Genomic DNA, 20,625 nt, shown 5'->3' on the forward strand with positions numbered 1-20,625 from the left:
ATGCGCGGGCCGATTTTCCTGAGGAGGCGAGCACATGTCGCCAGGTATGGAAGCCGTCAGGCCCGTTTCCGGGACGCAGGCGCTTCTCCTCCATATCAGGAGGAGTGCGATTCCCGCCCTCGCGTCAGGCCTCGGTGGCGCGTTCGCAATCTGGTTGCTTGCCGTGCTGACGGAGAATCTGGGCCAGGTTCTCTTGATCGCACCATTTGGAGCAAGCTGCGTTCTTCTCTTCGCCTTGCCGCAAAGCCCGCTTGCACGGCCGCGGAACGTCATCGGTGGCCACCTGATCTCCGCGCTTGTCGGCCTGCTTGTCCTGACGTTCCTCGGCAATGGTGTCGTCGCCATGGGGCTCGGCGTCGGTCTTGCCATTGCGCTCATGCAGTTCACCGGTACGCTTCATCCGCCGGCCGGGGGCAATCCCTTGGTTGTCATCCTTGCCGGCGCAGGCTGGTCTTTCCTGCTTCTGCCGATCGCCGGGGGAACCGGAGCCCTTGTTCTTCTTGCCTGGCTCTATCACCGGTTCGTTTCGAAGCGCGTCTATCCTGCATGAAAGGTGCCAGGCGTGAGACCATCGCGCGTGTGGACGAAGGCCCGCCGCCATCCATGCAAAATCGACGACGGCCATCACCACCACGCAGATGACCCTACTTGGCAACGGTATCGGCGGTAGCAAACGCCGGATTCGCCTTCGGCGATACCGGGAAACCCTCCGGCGTAAACCATTTGGCTAGGGCCTAGACCTTTCAGCCACGTTGCCTCGGCGGAAGAGAGTTTTACGATGCAGCATGGTCCGTGACCTGGCCCTCTGCCGGAAGCATCGGCCGGGCAGAACCGTGCCGGCAGCCCCCGATTCCCATCCTTGCCGGCCACGGTTGGGGGAGACCCCGAGGCGCCCTGTGTCCTCGTCCTCCGGGTCTCTCCCGCCCTGGCGCGGCTGTTCGGCCGGCCATGGCGCAACCATCCTTTCCGGAAGGGGCTTTCTCATGGAAAAAGTGAAGGAACGAAAGATCGCATCCACACCCGCGCGGCGCGCGGTCGACGCGGCTCTCGACAAGACCGACAAGAGCGCCGCCACGCTTGCGGATCTCTTTCTCCGCTATCGGCGCGAAGGCTGGAGCGACAGCGAAATCGAAATGGGCATCGCCGGCCAGTGAGGCCGGTGGACATTAGCGGCGCGAAGCGCCGCCCCGCACGAGAAGAAGCCAGTCGCTGGAGCCCGAAGCGTTCTGCGTGGACGGGGCCTGCAGCCGGTGGATGCCGGCATTTCTGTCCAGCGGGCCGGATCGGCTGAGCGCGCCGGTGGACGGATCGTACCATTCGAAGGCCGGGTCCGCAGCCGCAAGCCCGTGCGCATCGATCTCCACGGAAAGCGCATCATAGAGATAGACGACGGCGAAGGATCCGTCATCCGCAAGGGCCGAGATCGCGGTCGCCGTGGGCAGTCCCGTGGCCCTGACGGCGAATGTCGGGTCGGCGGGCCGCAGCCTCCACCAGTCGAGACGTTCGAAAAACCGTGCGAGATGGCCGATGCTTTGCGCGCCTTCGCTTGCGAGCGCCTGCTCCCAGCCCACTGGGGCGTCGTAAAGGCCGGGGCCGCCGAAATGCCACACGGGATTGTTGCCGTAGACCTGGCCGCTCGCCCCCGACAGCAACGCGCCATAGGCGATCTTGCGGATTTCCGATGCGCCGACGCCGTGTTCGTTTTCGTAGCGCGATTCGATGAGGAAGAAGGGCCGGCGCGGACCGGAGCGGTGGCGCGCCAGAGCCGCCGCGGCCACGTCGCCATAGGTGTAGACGGTATCGAGCTTCAGCCAGCCTGCGTTCTTCCAGTAGAGGTTGGTTGCGGAATCGCGATCCCCGTGCACCGTCTGCAGGACGCCGGGATTTCCCGCCTCGATCCCCGCGGCCAGGGCCTCCACAAGGCGCTTTTCGGGTGGATCATAGTCGCCGCCCTGGACCCAGATGACGTTCGGATAGCGGGCGAAACGCTTGCCGACATAGCGGCCATAGGCCTGCAGCGCCTCGGGGCCGGCCGCGGCCACTTCGCCATACCAGCCCTGCGGGCCGCCATTGGCGCCGAGATAGGCCGGCGCCAGAAGCACCAGCATGTCCGCCTTGAGCGCGATATCAAGCATGCGCTCGGCCGCCGCGAAATAGGGATCGTTCGGCTTCGTGAAATTGCCCGGTTCGAGAAAGGGTGCGACGCCGTCGATATTGGCGGGTGCGTTCCGGGCGAATTCGTGCTCGATCAGCGAGACCAGGAGGGTGTTGAACCCCCGCGCCTTGCGGTCGGCGACGTAGGACTGCGCCTCCGATGCCGAGAGGTCCGCGATCATCGACCAGGCCGAATCTCCCGTGATGAGAAACGGTTGTCCCGCCTGGTCCTCAAGATGGAGGCCGTCAGGTGCGATGCGCAGGGGAAACCGCGCATTCTCCGCACCGGCCGCATCTCCCGGAAGCGACAGGCTGGCCAGCAGGCAGACGCAGAGGGCGAGGCGGAGGACATGCATGGCGGTTCCTTTCGAAGGGATCGACATAGGCCGCAAGCGACAGGTCACAGCCGCTCGCGAACCAGGCGCAGCCAGTTCTTCACCGGGCCGGGGAGGTAGGTCCGCAAGCCGGGGCGCAGACCCGAGGGCAGCGACCAGTTCTCGATGGGCAGCGACGGGGCGATCGGTGGGGGATTCAAGGCGGTCTTGCGCAGCGCCTCGGCATAGCGCATCGCCATGCGCTCCACGGTAAAATTCCGCGCCACCTTGCGCCGGGCGCCGGCGGACAGGTGCGCGAGGCGCGGACGATCGCCATCGAGCGCATGGACGAGGTCGGCGGCCTTCCTCCTGTCGCCGACAGGAAACAGAAGGCCGTCATACCCGTCGTCGACGACCATGTCCGTGACGCCGCGAAGGGCGGAAGCGATCGGCACGCAGCCCGCGGCCATGGCCTCCACCAGGGCCATGGGCAACCCTTCGTAGCGCGACGGCATGAGGAGGACATCATGGCGTGCCATCAGCGCTGGCACCGCCTGGATGCCGACGGCGCCCAGGAAATCGATCCGCGCCGAGGCGGGCAGGGCCGCCCGGAGGCGGGGCAGGTCCGGACCATCGCCGACGATCGTCAGCCGCGCCGTGCCGGGCGACCGCGCGAAAATCTCCGGCAGCCACAGGACGCCCTTCGACGCATCCTCGATCCGGCCGAGAAACAGCAGGCGAAGGCCCTCAAACCGTAACGTGCGATCCTGCAAAGGAAAATCCTTCAGCGAAACGGCGTTCGGAATGACATGGGTGCGGCCGGCGGGAAAGCCGTGACGGTCGACGAGATCATCCCGGGCGCGGCGGCAAACGCAGATGGTCGCGTGCACATGCGGCGCGATGGCGCAGGCCGCGGCATAGGTGCCGGGCGTGATGTTGTGCACGACCATGAAGCGCAGGATCTCGGGCGGCAGGTAACGCACGATGTTGGTCTGGACGCGGTCGCTGAGAACATTGACGACGACACCATCGAAGCCTTCCGCCACGATGGCGTCGGCGAGGCGGCGGGCCGTTTCCCGGTCGTCGGGAAGGGCGGCCGCATCGATCCCGGCGCCCAGGGCCGCCGCGTCCGAAAGCGTGGGGTCGACGCCGCCGGTCCCGTGGCGGAGCCCGAGCCAGCGGAGTTCTATATCGTAGGGCGCAAGCCCCCTGCGAAGCTGCGTGAACACGGTGTAGGTGCCGCCGAGATGCGGGAGGACGAAATAGGCAAGCTTCATGGTCAACCCCCTGCATCCTTTGTCGCTGCACGGGGAGGCATTGGAATCCGCCCGTTCGTACCGTCACAGCCCTCCTTCGCGACAGCCCTCTGCCGATCTACCCCTTCCGGATGAGGCTGTGGGTCGAAGGGGGGCGTTTTCCGCTCTCCGCCCGGGCGCAATAATCCCGCCGCTATCACGCTCCGGATGGGACCTACGGATGAAGATCGGCCTGCTGGGACAGTTCGGCTCCGGAAACTCCGGCAATGACGGCTCGCTGGAAGCCATGGTGCGCTTCCTGCGCCAGGCGCGGCCCGAGGCGAGGCTGTTGTGCATCTGCTCCAATCCGGCAAAAGTCCGCGACGACTTCGCGCTCGATGTCGTCAGCATCCGCGGGAAGAAGCCGTCAACGGGCCGGTCTGTACGATCGCCCGGCGCCGGCTTCTGGCGCGTACCCTCCCGGATCGGCAGCATGATCGCCATTTTCCAGGCGCTTGCCGGGACGGAGGTCCTTGTCATTCCCGGCACGGGCATCCTCGACGATTTCCAGGAGGCGCCGTTCGGCTGGCCCTTCATCCTCTTCTGGTGGTGCCTTGCCGCCCGTTTGCGCGGCATCCGCATCGCCTTTGTCAGCATCGGCGCGGGACCGATCCACAACGCGCTCAGCCGCCGCTTCCTGAAGGCGGCCGTGCAGATGGCCGAATACCGGTCCTACCGCGACGACTTCTCGCTCCGTTACGTGAAGGATCTCGGCGTCGATGTGTCCCGCGATCTTCGCTTTCCCGATCTTGCCTTCGGATTGCGTGCCCCGACCCAAGACCCCGTCGTGGACCGCCGGCCGCCGCATGCCGCCATCGGCGTCGGGGTCATGCACTATCGCGGCTGGAAACGCGGGCAGGCCGATGGGGACGCGATCTACCGCACCTATATAAACAAGCTTTCGGCGGTCATCGGCCGGCTTCTCGAGGATGGCCGGAGGGTTCATCTCTTCATGGGGGACAAGGCGGACGAAACGGCCCTGGACGATATCTTCCAGGGGCTTGCACCACGCCCTGCGGGCGCGAGCCACGCCTTCGTGTCGGTGGCGCGCACAACCTCGCTGGACCAGGTGATGGAAGAGCTCAAGAAGGTCGATATCGCCATCGTCTCGCGCTACCACAACCTGCTCTGCGCCCTGAAAACCGGTCGGCCGGCCTTTTCGCTCGGATATGCGCAGAAGAACGACGAACTGATGGCGACGTTCGGCCGCGCTGCCTTCTGCCAGCATATCGAGGATTTCGACGTCGAGGTCCTGATCGGGCAGGTGCGCACGGCGCTCGCGGACCTCGATGGCGCCCGCAAGGAGATCGAGCAGCACAACGCCGCGATCCGTCGCGAGCTCGCCCGGCAGGGAGAGCTTCTGCTGTCGGGCATATTGAAGGAGCGGTGCGCCTGACACCGTACGCCTTGAAGGGGAGGGCCCAGGCTAAACGGACAGGTGGTGTGCGCCGGCGGCGGGCGTACGTTGCCCCGTGATTGTGGAGTGAACCGACATGAGATGCAGTTCCGAAAACGCAGCGCCGCCGGCCCGCCGGCGCCGGAAAGTGTGACCCGCATGGTTCGCCGCGCCTATATCATGGCATCGCTGGAGCAATATCTCGCCCTGCTCATCAATTTCGCGGTCCTTGCGACCGTGGCGCGACTGCTCACCCCCGGCGAGATCGGCGAGGCCGTCACGGGGCTGGCCATCGCGGTGGTCGCCTTCTCGACGCGTGAATTCGTCACGGCGGAGTTCCTCATCCAGCGCCATGCCGTCGACCGGGAGGCCGTGGGCACGTCCCTGACGCTGCAGGTGCTGTGCAGCGCCGCCGTCGCCCTCGGTCTCGGTCTCGCCTCCGGCCTCATCGCCGGCTTCTATGGCACGCCCGACCTTTCCTTCTTCCTGCTGCTCGCCGCCGTCGCGGGTTTCACGGAGGCCGTCGCCCAGCCCGTCATCGCCATCCTGCGCAGGAACATGAGCTTTGGCGCGCTTGCGGCGATCCGCACTGCGGTGTCGCTCGTCAACGGGCTGACGACCATCCTTCTTGCCGTCCTCGGCTTCGGTCCGATCAGCTTTGCCTGGGGCTTGCTGGCGGGCGCGATGATGCTCGCGGGCCTCTCCGTCATGCTTTCTCCCGTGCCGACGCGGGAATTCTTTCGCCCGGGCCTCTCGCGCTGGCGGGAGGTCCTTGCCTTCGGCGCCTTCAAGGGGGCGGCGCTGGTGGTGGAGCGTATCCAGGAAGCCGTGCCGCAACTGATCCTCGGCCGGCTCACCTCCATGACCGCCGTCGCGCTCTACAACCGCTCGAACGCCCTTTGCGGCGTGCCGGACCGCATCATCATGTCCGCCTTCTACAGCATGGCCTTCCCGGCGCTGGCGAACAGCATCCGCGAGGGATACGACATCGAGAAAACCTATCTTCGCGTGCTGGCCTATCTTTCGGTGCTCTACTGGCCGGCCGCCATCATGGTTTGCCTTCTTGCTCCGCAGATCGTGCGGATCGTGCTCGGCCACCAGTGGGAAGAGGCCATTCCCGTCGTGCGGATCCTCGGCCTTTCCGCCGTCTTCTGGGCGCCGGCGATCGTCACGGGACCGCTTCTCCTGGCACTTGGCCAGAACCGCGACGCCTTCCTCGCCAGCCTGGTTTCCCGCGTCTTTGCGGCGTCCATCCTTTGCACCGCCAGCCTCTACGGGGTGATCGCCATGGCGCTCAGCCAGTTCATCGCGCTTCCGGTCCAGACGGCGGTGGGCTTCTTCTTCGTACGCCGCCATATCCCCTTTTCCCTGCGCGCCCTCGTTGCGGCGTTTGCGCCGAGCGCCATCGTCACCGCCTTTGCCCTTGCAGGCCCCTTGGCGCTTGTCATCTCCAACGAGCAGCCGCAGTCGGACCTCCTGTCCTTTGCTGCGGCCACCATCCTTGCCGCGATCGGCTGGCTCGCCGGGCTGCACCTCACGCGCCATCCCTTCCTTGCCGAAATACAGATCGGGCTGCGCCTTGGCCGCAGCCGCATCGAACGGCTGCGGCGGCTCCTCGCCGCAGGGGCCTAGGTCATGGCGAGCGTCGATGTCGTCATTCCCAACTACAATTACGGCCGGTATCTCGAAGCCTGCGTGACGAGCGCGCTGTCTCAGGAAGCCGCCGCCGTGCGCGTCCTCATCGTCGACAACGCCTCGACGGACGACAGCGTGGCGATCGCCCGGCGCCTTGCGGCTGCGGACCCGCGGGTGGAACTGCTGCTTCGCCCGGAAAATCTTGGTCCCCACGCCTCCTTCAACGCCGGCATAGACTGGGCGCGCGCCGACTATTTTCTTCTCCTCTTTGCGGATGACTTTCTCGTGCCGGGCGCACTCCGGCGGGCAACCGCGGTCATGGAGAAAGACCGGGCGATCGCCTTCTGCTACGGACATGCTGTCGCGATCTGCGACGACGCGCCGTTGCCCGAGGTCGCGGCGCAGCCTGCTTTCCCGACGGTGGAGCTAATGTCCGGCCGCACCTTCATCGAGCGTTTCTGCGATCTCGGCGTCTTCCAGATACCAGGCCCATCCATTCTCGTGCGCACCAGCGTCCAGCAGCGCACCGGCCACTACCGGACCTCCCTTCCGCACAGCGACGACTACGAAGTGTGGCTGCGGCTTGCCATGCACGGTCCCGTCGCCGCGCTCGATTGCGTGCAGGCCGGAATCCGCACCCACGCCGCAAACCGTTCGACAGACCTGTGGACGCATCAAAGCCTGCATGTCCTGCACACGGCGGCGGCGGCGGAGAGCTTCTTCCACCATGAGGGTCGATGGCTGGACGGGGCCGAGGCGCTGCGCAAGCGCGCCCGGCGCGGTATCGCCCAGCGCGCCTACTGGTCGGCCGTGTCCCATGCCCTGCAGGGAAATGCGGAGGCCTTGCGATTGCTGAACGTCGCCTTCCGGCTGTCGCCCTTCACGGCGCTCGTGCCGCCCCTCGGCTATCTCCTGCGGCGTCGCGATATGATGCCGCGCGTCCGCTCGCTCCTTGCCAGGGCGCTGCGCTAGTGGTTGACGGGAACGACCTGCCGATGCTCTCGCGACAGGGCGTAAGCCTCCTATACGTTCGGTGGAGGTTCTACCCCATACAGTCGCGTTAACACCGTCGGAACGGTTTCCTATAGTGTCGGGTACGGGCGCTCAGTCTGTCCGGCCTTGCCTTACGGGGGAGAACATGACCGTTTCCGACGCAGCCGCCGTTTCCGAAAAGAACGCCTATTATGACACGTCCTATTTCGACAAGACGTTCGCGCACCAGCGCTACGCGGCCTATTTCGATCGCCTGAAGTTCGAGAAGTTTGTCGGCCCGTCGGATCGCGTGATCGATTTTGGATGCGGCGGCGGCTACATACTCTCCGGCCTCGATGTCAGGGAGAGGGTCGGCGTCGAGATCAACGAGGCTGCCGCGGCGGCGGCGCGCAAGAACGGCATCCAGGTTTTCGACAGTATAGAGAAGATAGAGGAAGGCTGGGCCGACGTCATCATTTCCCATCATGCACTCGAACATGTCGACGACCCGCTCGCCATGGTGCGGTTGATGTTCACCAGGCTTCGCGCAGGTGGGCGGATCGTGCTCGTGACTCCGAGCGAAACCTTCAAGATGCGCTACCGCGAGGACGACCCGAACTTCCATCTGTTCACATGGTCGCCCAGCAATCTCGGCAATCTGCTGAAGCGCGCCGGTTTTACGGAAATCAGCGCGTCGCCAATCCACCACCGCTGGCCGCGCTACTGGTGGGTTGTTGGCCCCATCGTTGGCAAGAGGGCAATGAACCGCATCTGCACCGTCTACGGACGGCTCATGACGGGGATCAGCCAGGTGAGGGCCGTCGGCTACAGGCCTTGAGCGTGTCGCTCACCATTGACAGGCGTTCCGGGGCGACGAGCCAGGGTTCGCTCCCGCCTCCGGAATAATTTCCAGCAAATGTGTGAAACGGTTTCGCGCCCGGCTCATCGGCGGGCGATGTTCGCCTCGTCCAGGATGATGCTCACGCGAAGGATGTCGCCCGCCAGCACCGGGTCGGTCTGGCCGACCTCGACTTCCTGGTACTTGCCGTCGAGCATCCGGATGGCGGAGAAGCGGAAGGCAGCTTGCCGGCTGCCATCCTTCTTCTGCAGGGCGATGCCTGCCTCCGCCATGGACTGGATGTTGTAGGCTATCTTCCGGCGCAGGCGCAGGATGTCGATGTTCACCTCGCGCAGCTCGGCTGCCGCCTCGCCGCGGCGCTGCCCGCGCAGCGATACCAAGCGACCGTCGATCAGCGTCAGGTTCTGGCGCGCCCGCGCGAGGAACGAGCCGAACTCCAGGGCGTCGCGGTTGGTGGCGGATATTTCCCGCTGTTTCTCGCGAAGCTGGGTTTTCGAGGTGAGGCCGCGCTCCACCATGGCGCTCGCCACTTTGACGTCCTCGTTGAGCAGCGCAAGCTCGCCATCGCGCAGCTTGCCGCTCTTTTCCAGCGTGTCGATCTCCTCGACATAACCAACCCGCTGCCGCTCCAGGCTGCTCAATTCTGCATCGAGCGAGGTGCGCCGCATCTCGAACAGCGTGCGCTCGGCCTCGACCACCTGCTGGACGACGCGGGCATCGGGCGTTCCGATGTCGTCGTTCGCCACATAGGTGAAAGGCCGCCCGTTGAGTTCCGCCTCGAGGCGCGCCCGCTTCACGTCCTGGCCGAGAAGCTGCACGCCCAGATCGGCATATTCCTGCCGGAGGCCGGTAAGGCGCGCGGAACCGCTTTCGCCCTCCGCAAGCGCCTCCTTCTGTCCTCCGCCGAGCGCGAACAGTTCAAGCGCGATCATGCCGGGGTGAAATTCGTATTTGCCGGGCTTCTGCACCTCGCCGACGATGTAGACGGGTGCGTAGTTCTCCACCACCACCGCGACGGAGAGATTGGCGATATGCACCTTCAGCCCGTCGTCGATGATCGCGCGGACCTGCTCGATGCTCTTGCCCCCCACGGGGAGATTGCCGAGCAGCGGGTAGCCGATCGTGCCGTCCGCGCCGACCGGAAAGGAGCCGCTCAACCCGGTATCGCCATAGACGGTGATGCGCAGCACGTCGCCGCTTCCCACCGGATATTCGGCGCCGGCCGCCTTGTCCGGACCGCTCGAAACGGCAAGCAGCAGGGCGCCGAGGACCGCGGCCAGGCGGATAGTGCCTCGTCGACGGCCGGCGGCAGTGGGAATGGCCTCTTGCGCTTTCAGCATCTGTTTCAAGCCTCACATTCCGGCAATCGACGGCATGTCGATGGCCGCATCGGTTCGTTTTCTGCCTTCATTCGCGGCCTGGAGATCCTTGGTCGGGCTCGCCCGGCGTTTCAATGTGCCGCGCGAAGCCTCGTTGATGACCAGACCGTCCACGACGATACCGGCCGCTGCGGCCTTGCGCAGGCCGCTCATCGCCTGCAGGAGGTCGCTGCCGGCAGGGATGACAAAGATGGTCGCATCGACCAGCGCCGACACGAGCAGCGCCCCCGACCCGCTCCCCACCGGGACGGAATCGATGACCACCGCGTCGTAGGTCTGCTTGAGCGTACCAAGCAGCCGGGCGAAGGACTCGTGGCCGAGAACGTGTTCGGCCGGGCCTTCCGCCACGTCGGCACAGACGAGATCGATGCCCGATCCGCCGTCGTGGCGCAGGACGTCGTCAAGCGAAATGCCATCGCGTGCGGCAACGAGATCGACGAGCGTGCGCCCGGGCTGGATGGAAAACTCCCGCGCCACCGCCGGGGCCAGCAGGTTCGCGTCGAGCAGGACGGTTCGCAGGCCCGTCGCCGCCAGCGACCGGGCGAGACAGGAGGCGATGAAGGTCTTTCCCTCACGAGGGCCGGCCGACGTCACCGAAACCGTCAGGGCGTTGCCGGCGCGGGCGGAGAGCCGCAGGCGCCCCTGCAGGTCGGCCACCGCATGGGCGAAGGGCGCATGCCCCTGGCAGATCAGCTTGGCGATGCCGGTCCGCTGGTGCTGCGAAAGCTCGGGAATGCGCCCGACGATCGGCACGCCGGCATGTTCCTCATAGGCGGTCGACCGGCGCAGGAAGACGGAGCGCAGCTCCAGAAGCACGGCGGCGAGCAGCCCGCCGGCGAGGCCGAAGACGATCCCGGCGAGCAGCCAGGTCGCAGCATCGGGGCCTGCCCGCGAGGATGGCGGCATCGCCTTGGAGATGATCCGCGCCTCCGCCATCGCGATGCCGTCCTGCTCGATCGTCTGCTTGTAGCGGGCAAGATAGCTCTCGTAGATCGCGCGGTTCGCGCTCGCCTCGCGATCGAGCTGGTCGGCCTGGACGATCGCCTCGTTCGCGATGGACATTTCGGTCTGCATCTGCTTGAGGCTCGCTATGAGGCCGGCCTGCTGACGCTTGGAGACCTCGATCTCGTTGCGCAGGCTCTCGACGATCTGGTCCACCTCCACCGCGATCTGCGCCTGGATCGTCTCGAGCTGGGACTTCAGCTCGGGGATCTGCGGGTTCTTGACCGCACCGCTCTCGCTGATCGTCGCGAGCGAGCGCTTGAGGCGCGACTCCTCGGTGCGCAGTTGCTGGATCGCCGGTGAGTTCAGGACCTCCGACAGAGTGAGGCCGCTTTCTGTCTTGGAAACGTCGAGCGCGGTCTCCAGCCGGGCGCTCGCGCCTGCGACCTGCGCCCTCAGCTTCGCCAGCTCCGTGTTCAGCCCGGCGATCTGCTGCGAAAGCAGGGTCGTGCCGCCCGACTTGACGATGCCGGATTTTTCGCGGAACTCGGTGGCCGCATGTTCGGATCGTTCGAGCTCGCTGCGCAGGCTCACCAGACGGGTGCCCAGCCAGTCGCTGACATGCCGCGTCGCGGTCGTCTGCACGTCGACCTGATAATCGATATAGGCCTCCGCATAGGCATTGGCGACAATGGCGGGAAATTCCGGGTTCGCACCGCTGAACGAAATGTAGATCGTATAGGACCGGCCGTCGTTGGCGACGCGCACGCCGGAGAGCAAGTGATCGACCAGAATGCGATCGTCGATGGCCGGGTGGAATCTCGGCTCGGCGGTCGTTGCCGCCGAGGAGCCGGCGCCGGTCTCCCCTGTCAGGCCCAGACCCTTGGCGACATCGACGCCGGCCGCCCGGAGCTGCGTCAGGACCTTTTCTCCCATGGACCTCGAACTGATGATGTCGATTTCGGTGCGCAGTGCCGGGCTTTCCTGCGGCAGGGGCGAGACGACGGATTCTGTGGGCAGCGCCTGGAACTTGCGCACGTCCAGCGCCAGCACCGCCTCGGCGAAGTAGCGCGGAGGCTGGTCCAGGTAACCGACCGTCGAGCCGAACATGCCGGCCGCCAGGAAGGCGAGGATCAGCCATTTGCGCTGCAAGACAAGCGATACCGCCCGAGAAACGGCGAGTTCCTCGGAGACGCCAGGGTTCCCCGACACGATCATGACACTATTCCTGTTGCGGGGCGTTCTAGACCCGGTCGAGATGATGCTCGGCGTCGGGCAGGAGGTCGCCGACCTTGCATGCGACCTCGGTGCGGTTCGTGGCGCCGAGCTTCTTCATAATGTTCCTGATATGCACCTTGACGGTGCTTTCGCAGAGATTGAGTTCCCGTGCGATCATCTTGTTCGCCTTGCCGCGGCGCAGCGCTTCGGCGACGGCCGTCTGGCGTACCGTGAAGGCGGAACGGATCGCCTTGCGGGCAACGAAGCCCCCGACGAGCCCGCGCATCGCAAGCACGCTGCTTGCCGGTACGAATTGCCCTCCGGCAATCGCCAGTCCGATCGCCTCGATGCACACGTCGATGTCGACGGAACTTGGAATGAAGCCATGCACGCCGAGATCGATGGCCTGCAGCACATGGTCCAGCGTCTGGCTGTTGGAGAGCACCACGACCGGCACCGGCTCCAGCGTCGTCACGAGCTGGGTGATTTCCTGGCGAACCGAAACATCCGTGATGTCGTTGCTGCCGATGTTGATCAATGCGACCCTGAGGGTGCCGAGCGTCGACTTGCATTGCTGCCAGCTTGCGATGCCCGAGAAGGTGAAGATGCTGATGCCGATCTGGTGGGAAATGAGACTGTTCGCCAGGCATTCCCGGTCGAGGTTCCGTTTGTCGAAGATCGCCAGGTAATCGTTTGCCGCGTAGGTTTGCGACGGATACTCAACTCGCTCGCTCACGGCCTCCCGCCGCTCGACGCCGAGCGAGTTCCGTGATCGAAAGATATCGATTGACTGCCTCTCCAAAAATGTTTCGTCTTTCGCCATGATATCCCTCGCTAACTCCTGGTTCGAAATCCGAGTCCTGATCTATTTCCGCTTGTGCATCTCTCCGCTTTATTAGCGTTAACGTTTCGTAAAGGTGAATCCACTTAAACGAGAGCCAATTTTCTTACAGTAAACGCCTCCGCGAACAGCGAGGGCGAACGGCATTCCATTCCGCGCATGCGCGCAACGCCTCGAAACACGTCCTCGTGGAACCAGTCCTTCGATCTTTGCGTCGCAAAATGCTCCATGAGCAGGTCAATCTTGCGCTCGATCATTCCCGGCAGCAGCGGCACATAGGTGTTGCGCTCCGTGAAGTCCCCGTCCCATTTCGGAACCTCGTATTCCAGCACGAGGTGGTCGCGGAAGACATTCGTGGTCAGCCTGTTCAACTCCTGGTGGTCCTGATGCGCATCGAAGCGGCTATGCGTGAAGATCACCTCCGGCTCCACGCGTGCACGCAATGCCAGCAGGAACTGCTTTATCTCGCGGCTCTGGCTCGGAAAGTAGCTGTCCTCGAAGCCGCAGACCTCCACCACCGCGGCGGCAGCGCCCTCGAGAAAGGCGGCCGCCGAACGTTGGGTTTCCAACGCGCGCTCGGGCGTTGCGCTCAGCACGCACCAGTAGACGTCGAGCTTCACGCCGGCCGCGATCAGGCCGAGGATCGTGCCGCCCGCTCCGATCTCGATGTCGTCGGCATGCGCGCCGAGGCAAAGGATCTTCAACGGGTGCCCGGCGGAGGCTATCGACAGCGTTTTCATGAACGGCCTGCCATCCGAAGGCTGGAGACCCGGCCGGCCGCCGCCCGGCGCACCCACGGCATCTCGCCGCGCTCGACCATTTCCTCCAGCACCTGCCAGTCGCGCAGCGTATCCATCGACCGCCAGAAGCCCTCATGCTTGTAGGCCATCAGCATGTCGTCCGCGATCAGCCGCGCGAAGGGTTCGAGCACCAGCTCCTCACCCTCCCGCATATAGTCGAAGATCTCGCGGCGCATCAGGAAGTAGCCGCCGTTGATCCAGATTTCCGATGTGTCCGACGAGCGGAACTCGACCACCCGGCCGGTCGCGTCGATGTCGGCGAGATGATAGGTCAGCGGCGGCCTGACCGCGAGGAAGCAGGCGATCTTGCCGCTGGCCTCGAAGCGGGCGACCATGTCGTCGAGATCGACATCGGTCAGGCCGTCGCTGTAGTTGGCGAGGAACATTCGCTCACTCATCACATGGTCGCGCACGGCCCACAGGCGCTCACCGATGTTACGCCAGATGCCTGTGTCGATCAGCGCCACGCGCCATTGCTCCTGCGCCTCGCCAAGAAGTTCGACCCGGCCCTCGCCGGACACCACGCAGTCCGAAAAGGTTTGCGGCCGGCAATTCAGGAAGAATCCCTTGATGACATCCGCCTTGTAGCCAAGGCAGAGGGTGAAATCGTCATGCCCGTAGGAGGCGTAATACTGCATGACATGACGCAGGATCGGCTGGGTGCCGAGCGGGATCATGGGCTTGGGGATGCTTTCGGAATATTCCCGGATGCGCGTGCCCCGGCCACCGCAGAAAAGCACGACCTTCATGACCAGGCCTCCGAGGGATCGATGATGCTGACATCGGGGATCGGGACGATGAATTTCGCGCCCCATTCGCCGACATGGCGCATCTGGGCGACGATCTCGTCCTTGAGGTTCCAGGGCAGGATCAGGATGTAATCCGGCTTGCGCCGGTCGATCGCGTCGACGGGCAGGATGGGAATGTGCATTCCCGGCGTGAACCGGCCATGCTTGTAGGGATTGCGGTCGACGGTGAAATCGAGGAAGTCCGTGCCGATGCCGCAATAGTTGAGCAGCGTGTTGCCCTTGCCGGGGGCGCCGTAGCCGCAGATGCGCCCACCGCGCTCCTTCACGCCGATGAGGAAAAAGAGCAGGTTGCGCTTGGCCTTGCGGGCCCTGGCTGCAAAGGACGTATAGGCCTCCACCGTATGGAGCCCGTCGCGCCGTTCCTGCCCCAGGAGGTCGGCGACGCGGGGGCTGATCACGCTGTGCGCACCGGCATGGCCGAGATAGACCCGCAGCGAACCGCCATGGGTGGGCAGTTCCTCCACGTCGAAAACCTCAAGGCCGTGCAGCCGCGCGGCGATCTGCACCGTGAGCAGGGAGAAGTAGGAGAAATGCTCGTGGTAGATCGTGTCGAACTGGTTGTGCGCCAGAAGCGTCGCGACATGGGGAAATTCCAGCGTGATGACCCCGTGCGGCTTGAGGATGCGGCTCATGCCGGCGAGGAAGTCGTTGAGGTCGGGCACCTGCGCCAGAACGTTGTTGGCGGCGATCAGGTCCGCCTGCTGGCCGGCTGCGACCATGTCGTCGGCAAGCCGCCGCCCGAAGAAGGCGATCTTCGTCGGCACGTTCCTGGCGATGGCGGCCTTCGCCACATTGGCGGCCGGCTCGATGCCGAGCACCGGAATGCCGCGCGCCACGAAATGCTGGAGCAGGTAGCCGTCATTGCTGGCGACCTCCACGACGAAGCTTTCGCCATCGAGGCCGAACCGGTCGATCATTCCTTCGCAGTAGCGTTTCGCATGCGCCACCCAGCTCGTGGAGTAGGACGAGAAATAGGCATACTCCTCAAAGATGCTTTCGCGGCTGACATACTCCTCCAGTTGGACGAGCATGCATTCTTCGCAGACACGGACATGGAGCGGATAATATTCCTCCATGCGTCCGAGCTCGTTTTCCTGACGAAAACTCTCGCAAGGCGGCGACATGCCGAGATCAACGACAGTATGGTTCAGTGCCGTACCGCACAAACGGCAGCTCGGTTTCAGGGAAATATCGGATGCGTACGAAAGCGAAGGACTAATCTGCGAGCTCATCTACCGTCTCCACAGAAAATTCGACAGAACGGGAACGAAAAGCTGAACGTGAACAGCTTTCCAAATTGAAATCGTCTCTTGGCCCACTGTCAGATTAGGCGAGTGGTACGGCAGTTACGATACTGCCATGCGAACAGACACCCTGTCTGAAAGGCGTAGCATTTCGAACCAGGGGGTAAGATTTTCCTAACTATAGGCCGGCCGGCCCGCCAGAATACGTCGGAAGCAGCACTTGGCAGCACCATCGCATGCGGCAGGATAGCGCGTCCCCGGAAGGGAGGATGTCATGTTGTTCGCCCAAACTGATCTCGAAGGCGTATGGTTGATCGGGTCATGTCCCGTTGCGGACGAGCGTGGTTCCTTCGCGCGAACCTTCTGCATCGACGAGATGGAGCAGCGTGGGCTCGAGCACCATTTCGTGCAGCACAGCCTTTCCCGCTCGCGGCAAAGGCATACGCTTCGCGGCCTGCATTTCCAGGAGGAGCCGCATGGTGAGGTGAAGCTGGTGTCCTGCCTCAAGGGGGCGATCTGGGATGTCGCGGTCGATCTGCGGCCGCGGTCGCATACCTATCTTCGCTGGACGGCGGCGGAACTTACCGAGCAGAACATGCGGCAACTCTATATTCCCGAGGGGTTTGCGCACGGCTTCCTGTCGCTCACCGAGGACGTCGCGGTCGGCTACCTCATATCGGTGCGCTATGAACCGGCGGCAAGCCGCGGCCTCCGCTACGACGATCCGGCGCTCGGCATCGACTGGCCGGCCACGCCCTCCGCCATGTCGGACAAGGACAGGAACTGGCCGTTGCTCTCAGGCTGACGGCCCCGCATCGGCCAGCAGCCCGCCGGCCTTCAGCCGGGCGGCGGCCTCGGCGATATCGCGGAAGGGCAGGCCGGAACGGCGGGCGATATCGAGAAGGGTATGAGCGCCATCCGCCAGATTGAGGACCCAGAGGTAGCCCATCGTGACATCCGAGGTAACCTTGTGCCCGCCGGTCGCCGAATAGAGCCCGCGCCGCCCGAGCTGCGGCTCGCCTTTCGGCGAAAGGTTCAGCGGCAGCCAGTCCCCCTCCAGAACCTCAACGATATCGAGGATCATCCGGAAGGAGGATGCCAGGTGTTGCGGCTGCACCAGGTCCAGGTTGTCGGCCGAGGTATGGTATTGCGGGAAGGAGCCGAAGGCGCTGCGTTGCAGGAGGCCGACCGGAAGGTTGAAGCCCGGCGAGCAGAACTGGCGTTCGTCATAGCCGAAAGGGCTGAAATCCACCGTGGCAACCCGCCGCCCGTCGCAGCGCACGGCATCGACCGCCCGGTCGATGACCGCGTCACCGCGGCGGCTGCGCTTGTAGACCGGCCCGCCGCCGTCACCGATGCAGGAGACGACCAGGCCGTGATCGATGCGGCGCGTTGCCTCTTCATTCGCGGCCAGCCAGCACAGCGCCCCTATGGTGCCCGGCGCGAAGAGGAAGCGGTAGCCGAAACGGTTGCGCCGCCGCGCCAGCGTTTGCGCAAGAAGGGTCAGAACGGCAAGGCCCGAGCAATTGTCGTTCGCCAGCGAAGGATGGCAGATATGGGCGGAGAGCAGGACCTCGCGATCCGTTTCGCCCGGCAGGAAGACTTCGCCATAGGTCAGCGCCCCATCGGCAAGCTCCGTATCGATGAAGACCTCGTACTCCTCGTTGGGCAGGGCGAGGTAGTCGCGATGGGTCATGCAGAAACCCCAGTCGCGGCTGTAGTAACTGGTGCGGTAGGGGATCAGGTCCGGCTGGTCGGGCAGCGTGTGGAGATGCGGTTTCAGCTCTTCCAGCGACAGGCGGCGCAAGACCGGCTCGCTGTAATTCATGAGATGGAGGTTCGAGTCGGCGAAATCCACCACGGTCCGGCCGCTTGCCGTGCGCAGGAAAGCGCCGCGGACGGTCCATTCCTTCGGCACCGTCCAGTCGAACACCTGCGTGCCCGTCGGCACCTCCCGCACCGCGATGTCGACATGCTCCGACAGGATGGCGAGGGTTTCGCGCACGCCGTTGCCGGTGATGCTTCGGCAGATCGGAAAGAGCCGGGCGACGAGCGCAAAAAGCGCGCGGCCCGGATCGGCCGTGTCGCCCGGCAAGGCTCCGGGGGGAAATCGTGTGGCCTCGTTCATGCCATCGCCTCAAACGCGTATTTCCCGCATGGCGGCCGGGCTGCGAACCGCGGGGCGCCAGCGCAGGTCCGGGTCGATCGCGCCGGTTTCGAGGAGCTGGCGGATCTGGCTGATGCGCTGGTAACGTGGCCCTTCGAACTCCGCGAGGCTGAGCCCGGCGCTGCTGTAGGCCGCATAAAGCTGGCGCGCGCCGGCGACCACGTCCCATTGCGGCCGAAACGCCGGCAGAACACGGGCGATCTTGCCGAAGTCGACGCGGTAGGAGCGCGCGTCCGGCCCGGCTTCCTGTGCATATTCCAGCCGGCATCCCGGGACGATCCGCGCGACGACGTCGGCGATCTCGCGGATCTGGTAATTGTGCGCCGTCTGGCCGACATTGAATGCCTCGTTGAAGACGCTCTTCACCGGCGCTTCGAGGGCTGCGAGGAAGGCGCGGGAAATATCCTCGACATGCACGATCGGCCGCCAGGGCGTGCCGTCCGATTTCAGGAGGATGAGGTGCTGCGTCACGGCCCAGGCGACGAGGTTGTTGAGAACGATGTCGAAGCGCAGCATCGGCGACAGGCCGTAGGCGGTCGCGGGGCGCAGGAAGACCGGGCAGAACCGCGCATCCGCAAGTTCGGCGATGTCGGCCTCGGCCCGCACCTTGGAAATGCCATAGGCAGAGACGGGATTGAGCGGCGCATCCTCGTCCACGAGGTCGGCGCCGGCAAGGCCGTAGTTGCTGCAGGAGGAGGCGAGGAGGAAGCGGGACACACCCGCCTGTCTCGCCGCGCGCGCGACCCGCACGCTGCCCCTGTGGTTGATGTCGTAGGTGACCTCGGGATCGAGATTGCTGAGCGGATCGTTCGAAAGGGCGGCGAGATGGATCACGGCGTCGAAGCCGTCGAGGTCGCGGGGGGAGATATCGCGCACATCCTTCAGCACGGACGGGATATCGAACATCGCGCCGCCCGGCGTATAAGCGCAGTGCCGGTAGAGCCCGGCATCATAGCCATGCACGTCATGCCCGGCGCGCAAGAGGAAGGGCACCATCACGGCGCCGATATAGCCCTGGTGTCCGGTCACAAGCACCTTCATGTCGAAAACCCCCATCTGATGTTCGCGGATGGTAGGCGCGGGGTGTCGCGGCCGCGATTGAGGACAAAGACGGCGCCCCCTGCTCGAACGGTGCAGGCGCCGCGATACCCTACCCCTTTCGGCTGTTGTAGCGACGGAAGACGACCTCCGAGGGCCGGCCCACGAGGTAGCGTTCGACCCCTTCTTCCAGCGCCAGCCGATAGATGTGGAGGGCTCCGTCGAAGGCATCGACGGTCTGGTCTATATCGTCGTCGCCGTGCGAGTAGCTCACCACCAGCGACGGGGCGAGCACGCCGCGGCGGATCGTTTCCTGAAGGAGCAGGGTGCGCAATGCCTGCGAGGGCTTTCCCGTCGCATCCCGCGTTCCATAGGACAGGCAGGCCGGGTGCCCGACGACATTGACATGGCGTTGCAGGCCGTGCCGGGCGATGACCTGGTCAAGCCCCGCCTTCAGCCGCAGCCCCTGGCTGCGCAGATGCTCGATGACGGGCTCCTGCGCATAGACATGCATGGTGGCGATCGCCGCCGCCATGGCGTGGGTCTCGGCGCCGTGCGTCGTCGACAGCAGGAAGACCCGCGGCTTCTCCACCTGCTCGATGCCGCCAAGCACCATGTATTCCCGCTGGCCGGCAAGGGCCGAGATGGCAAAACCGTTGCCCAGCGCCTTGCCGAAGCAGGAAAGGTCTGGCTGCACGGCGTAATGCGCCTGCGCACCGCCGCGCGCCCAGCGAAGCCCGGTGATCATCTCGTCGAGGATGAACAGCGCGCCGTTGTCGTGGCACAGGTCCTTCAGGGCCTGGAGATAGCCAGGCTCGGGATCGTCGCCACGCGAGGCCTCCAGGATCAGCGCCGCGATGGCGCCGGGATGGCGGGCGAAAAGCGCGCGCGCATCGTCAAGGTCGTTGTAGCGGAAGCCGAGCGTCAGGTTGCTGACGGCCTTGGGAATGCCGGCATTCATCTCGGTCGTGCCGATGAACCAGTCGTCCGTCGAGAAGAACGGATGATCGCTGCACCGCGCGATGAGGTCCCGCCCCGTCACCGCCCGCGCCAGGCGCACCGCCGCCGAGGTCGCATCCGAGCCGTCCTTGCAGAACTTCACCATGTCGGCCGTCGGGATCATGTCCAGGAAGGTGGAGGCGCATTCGACCTCGATATGCGAGGGCCGCGTGAAGTTGCAGCCGAATTCGAGCTGCCGCATGACGGCATCGAGCACATGGCGATAGGCATGGCCGAGGCCGACCGCCCGGTTGCCCATGCCGTATTCGATGTAGCCATTGCCGTCGACGTCCCAGACGTGGCAGCCGTAGCCATTGACGATGAAGCCGGGGGAGAGCACGGGATACTGGTCGTCTCCCTTGGCATAGGTGTGCGCGCCGCCCGGGATCATCGAATGCGCGAGGTCGCGCAGCCTGTTCGAATTGTCGAAATTCTGGATGAACCCGGCCATTGCGCAGCCCCCGCTCGGTCTCCTAGACCTATCACCGCAGGGGTAGCGCGCCATCCAAGTCCTTGGGATAGACGGGCTGGCCGATAGGGGTAGGCCCGTTCGCCTTCCGCGA

At 64.9% G+C, this 20,625-nt stretch carries 18 protein-coding genes; 7 read left to right on the forward strand and 11 right to left on the reverse strand.

All coding sequences use genetic code 11. From position 1 onward, the window contains the following. The first annotated feature begins 46 nt into the window (after positions 1 to 46). Both shn_RS27620 and shn_RS36600 read left to right on the forward strand, forming a co-directional pair. A complete protein-coding gene (locus shn_RS27620; RefSeq protein WP_064333751.1) occupies positions 47 to 550 on the forward strand; it encodes an HPP family protein in 504 nt (167 codons plus the stop codon). Positions 551 to 983: 433 nt separating this feature from the next. Next, on the forward strand, positions 984 to 1,154 hold the full coding sequence (locus shn_RS36600) for a hypothetical protein (protein ID WP_168168982.1): 171 nt from the start codon (positions 984 to 986) through the stop codon (positions 1,152 to 1,154). Between the two features lie 12 nt (positions 1,155 to 1,166). On the opposite strand, the gene shn_RS27625 is transcribed toward shn_RS36600, so the two are convergent. Both shn_RS27625 and shn_RS27630 read right to left on the reverse strand, forming a co-directional pair. Next, complete coding sequence (locus shn_RS27625; RefSeq protein WP_168168983.1) at positions 1,167 to 2,510, reverse strand: DUF4038 domain-containing protein; 1,344 nt, start codon at positions 2,508 to 2,510, stop codon at positions 1,167 to 1,169. Between the two features lie 44 nt (positions 2,511 to 2,554). Then, complete coding sequence (locus shn_RS27630; protein WP_064333753.1) at positions 2,555 to 3,745, reverse strand: glycosyltransferase family 4 protein; 1,191 nt, start codon at positions 3,743 to 3,745, stop codon at positions 2,555 to 2,557. A gap of 199 nt (positions 3,746 to 3,944) precedes the next feature. Between shn_RS27630 and shn_RS27635 the strand changes: the two genes are divergently transcribed. From shn_RS27635 to shn_RS27650, 4 genes are all read left to right on the forward strand, one after another. Further along, a complete protein-coding gene (locus shn_RS27635; protein ID WP_064333754.1) occupies positions 3,945 to 5,159 on the forward strand; it encodes a polysaccharide pyruvyl transferase family protein in 1,215 nt (404 codons plus the stop codon). Between the two features lie 102 nt (positions 5,160 to 5,261). After that, on the forward strand, positions 5,262 to 6,791 hold the full coding sequence (locus shn_RS27640; RefSeq protein ID WP_084438594.1) for an oligosaccharide flippase family protein: 1,530 nt from the start codon (positions 5,262 to 5,264) through the stop codon (positions 6,789 to 6,791). A gap of 3 nt (positions 6,792 to 6,794) precedes the next feature. Continuing rightward, on the forward strand, positions 6,795 to 7,766 hold the full coding sequence (locus shn_RS27645) for a glycosyltransferase family 2 protein (RefSeq protein WP_064333756.1): 972 nt from the start codon (positions 6,795 to 6,797) through the stop codon (positions 7,764 to 7,766). Positions 7,767 to 7,932: 166 nt separating this feature from the next. Next, the gene (locus shn_RS27650; RefSeq protein ID WP_064333757.1) at positions 7,933 to 8,604 is read left to right on the forward strand and encodes a class I SAM-dependent methyltransferase; all 672 of its coding nucleotides are present in this window, start codon (positions 7,933 to 7,935) and stop codon (positions 8,602 to 8,604) included. 104 nt (positions 8,605 to 8,708) lie between these two features. Here the strand turns inward: shn_RS27650 and shn_RS27655 are convergent, their stop codons facing one another. The 6 genes from shn_RS27655 to shn_RS27680 form a co-directional block, all read right to left on the reverse strand. Beyond that, entirely contained in the window at positions 8,709 to 9,965 is a 1,257-nt protein-coding gene (locus shn_RS27655; RefSeq protein ID WP_064333758.1) for a polysaccharide biosynthesis/export family protein, read from the reverse strand. Between the two features lie 12 nt (positions 9,966 to 9,977). After that, positions 9,978 to 12,164, reverse strand: a complete 2,187-nt coding sequence (locus shn_RS27660; RefSeq protein WP_064333759.1) for a polysaccharide biosynthesis tyrosine autokinase — start codon at positions 12,162 to 12,164, stop codon at positions 9,978 to 9,980. 25 nt (positions 12,165 to 12,189) lie between these two features. After that, entirely contained in the window at positions 12,190 to 12,900 is a 711-nt protein-coding gene (locus tag shn_RS27665; protein WP_064334027.1) for a response regulator transcription factor, read from the reverse strand. 191 nt (positions 12,901 to 13,091) lie between these two features. Continuing rightward, positions 13,092 to 13,745, reverse strand: coding sequence for a PIG-L deacetylase family protein (locus tag shn_RS27670; RefSeq protein WP_064333760.1), 654 nt, complete (start codon positions 13,743 to 13,745; stop codon positions 13,092 to 13,094). Next, the gene (locus shn_RS27675) at positions 13,742 to 14,554 is read right to left on the reverse strand and encodes a glucose-1-phosphate cytidylyltransferase (protein WP_064333761.1); all 813 of its coding nucleotides are present in this window, start codon (positions 14,552 to 14,554) and stop codon (positions 13,742 to 13,744) included. Before shn_RS27675 ends, shn_RS27670 begins: the two co-directional genes overlap by 4 nt. Then, positions 14,551 to 15,846: a class I SAM-dependent methyltransferase gene (locus tag shn_RS27680; protein WP_064333762.1), complete on the reverse strand. Its 1,296-nt coding sequence runs from the start codon at positions 15,844 to 15,846 to the stop codon at positions 14,551 to 14,553. The genes shn_RS27675 and shn_RS27680 overlap by 4 nt, the downstream gene beginning before the upstream one ends. A 286-nt stretch (positions 15,847 to 16,132) precedes the next feature. Here shn_RS27680 and rfbC point away from each other — a divergent pair, with 286 nt between their 5' ends. Further along, complete coding sequence (rfbC, locus tag shn_RS27685; protein WP_064333763.1) at positions 16,133 to 16,663, forward strand: dTDP-4-dehydrorhamnose 3,5-epimerase; 531 nt, start codon at positions 16,133 to 16,135, stop codon at positions 16,661 to 16,663. On the opposite strand, the gene shn_RS27690 is transcribed toward rfbC, so the two are convergent. From shn_RS27690 to shn_RS27700, 3 genes are all read right to left on the reverse strand, one after another. Then, the gene (locus shn_RS27690) at positions 16,655 to 17,986 is read right to left on the reverse strand and encodes a DUF4910 domain-containing protein (RefSeq protein WP_064333764.1); all 1,332 of its coding nucleotides are present in this window, start codon (positions 17,984 to 17,986) and stop codon (positions 16,655 to 16,657) included. The two genes, rfbC and shn_RS27690, sit on opposite strands and share 9 nt — an antisense overlap. A gap of 9 nt (positions 17,987 to 17,995) precedes the next feature. Continuing rightward, positions 17,996 to 19,066 carry an NAD(P)-dependent oxidoreductase gene (locus shn_RS27695; protein WP_064334028.1) on the reverse strand — a complete coding sequence of 357 codons (1,071 nt, stop codon included), beginning with the start codon at positions 19,064 to 19,066 and terminating at the stop codon, positions 17,996 to 17,998. 109 nt (positions 19,067 to 19,175) lie between these two features. Continuing rightward, positions 19,176 to 20,513, reverse strand: a complete 1,338-nt coding sequence (locus shn_RS27700) for a glutamate-1-semialdehyde 2,1-aminomutase (RefSeq protein WP_064333765.1) — start codon at positions 20,511 to 20,513, stop codon at positions 19,176 to 19,178. Between the last annotated feature and the right edge of the window lie 112 nt (positions 20,514 to 20,625).

The organism is Shinella sp. HZN7 (genome assembly GCF_001652565.1).
Classification (GTDB): domain Bacteria; phylum Pseudomonadota; class Alphaproteobacteria; order Rhizobiales; family Rhizobiaceae; genus Shinella; species Shinella granuli.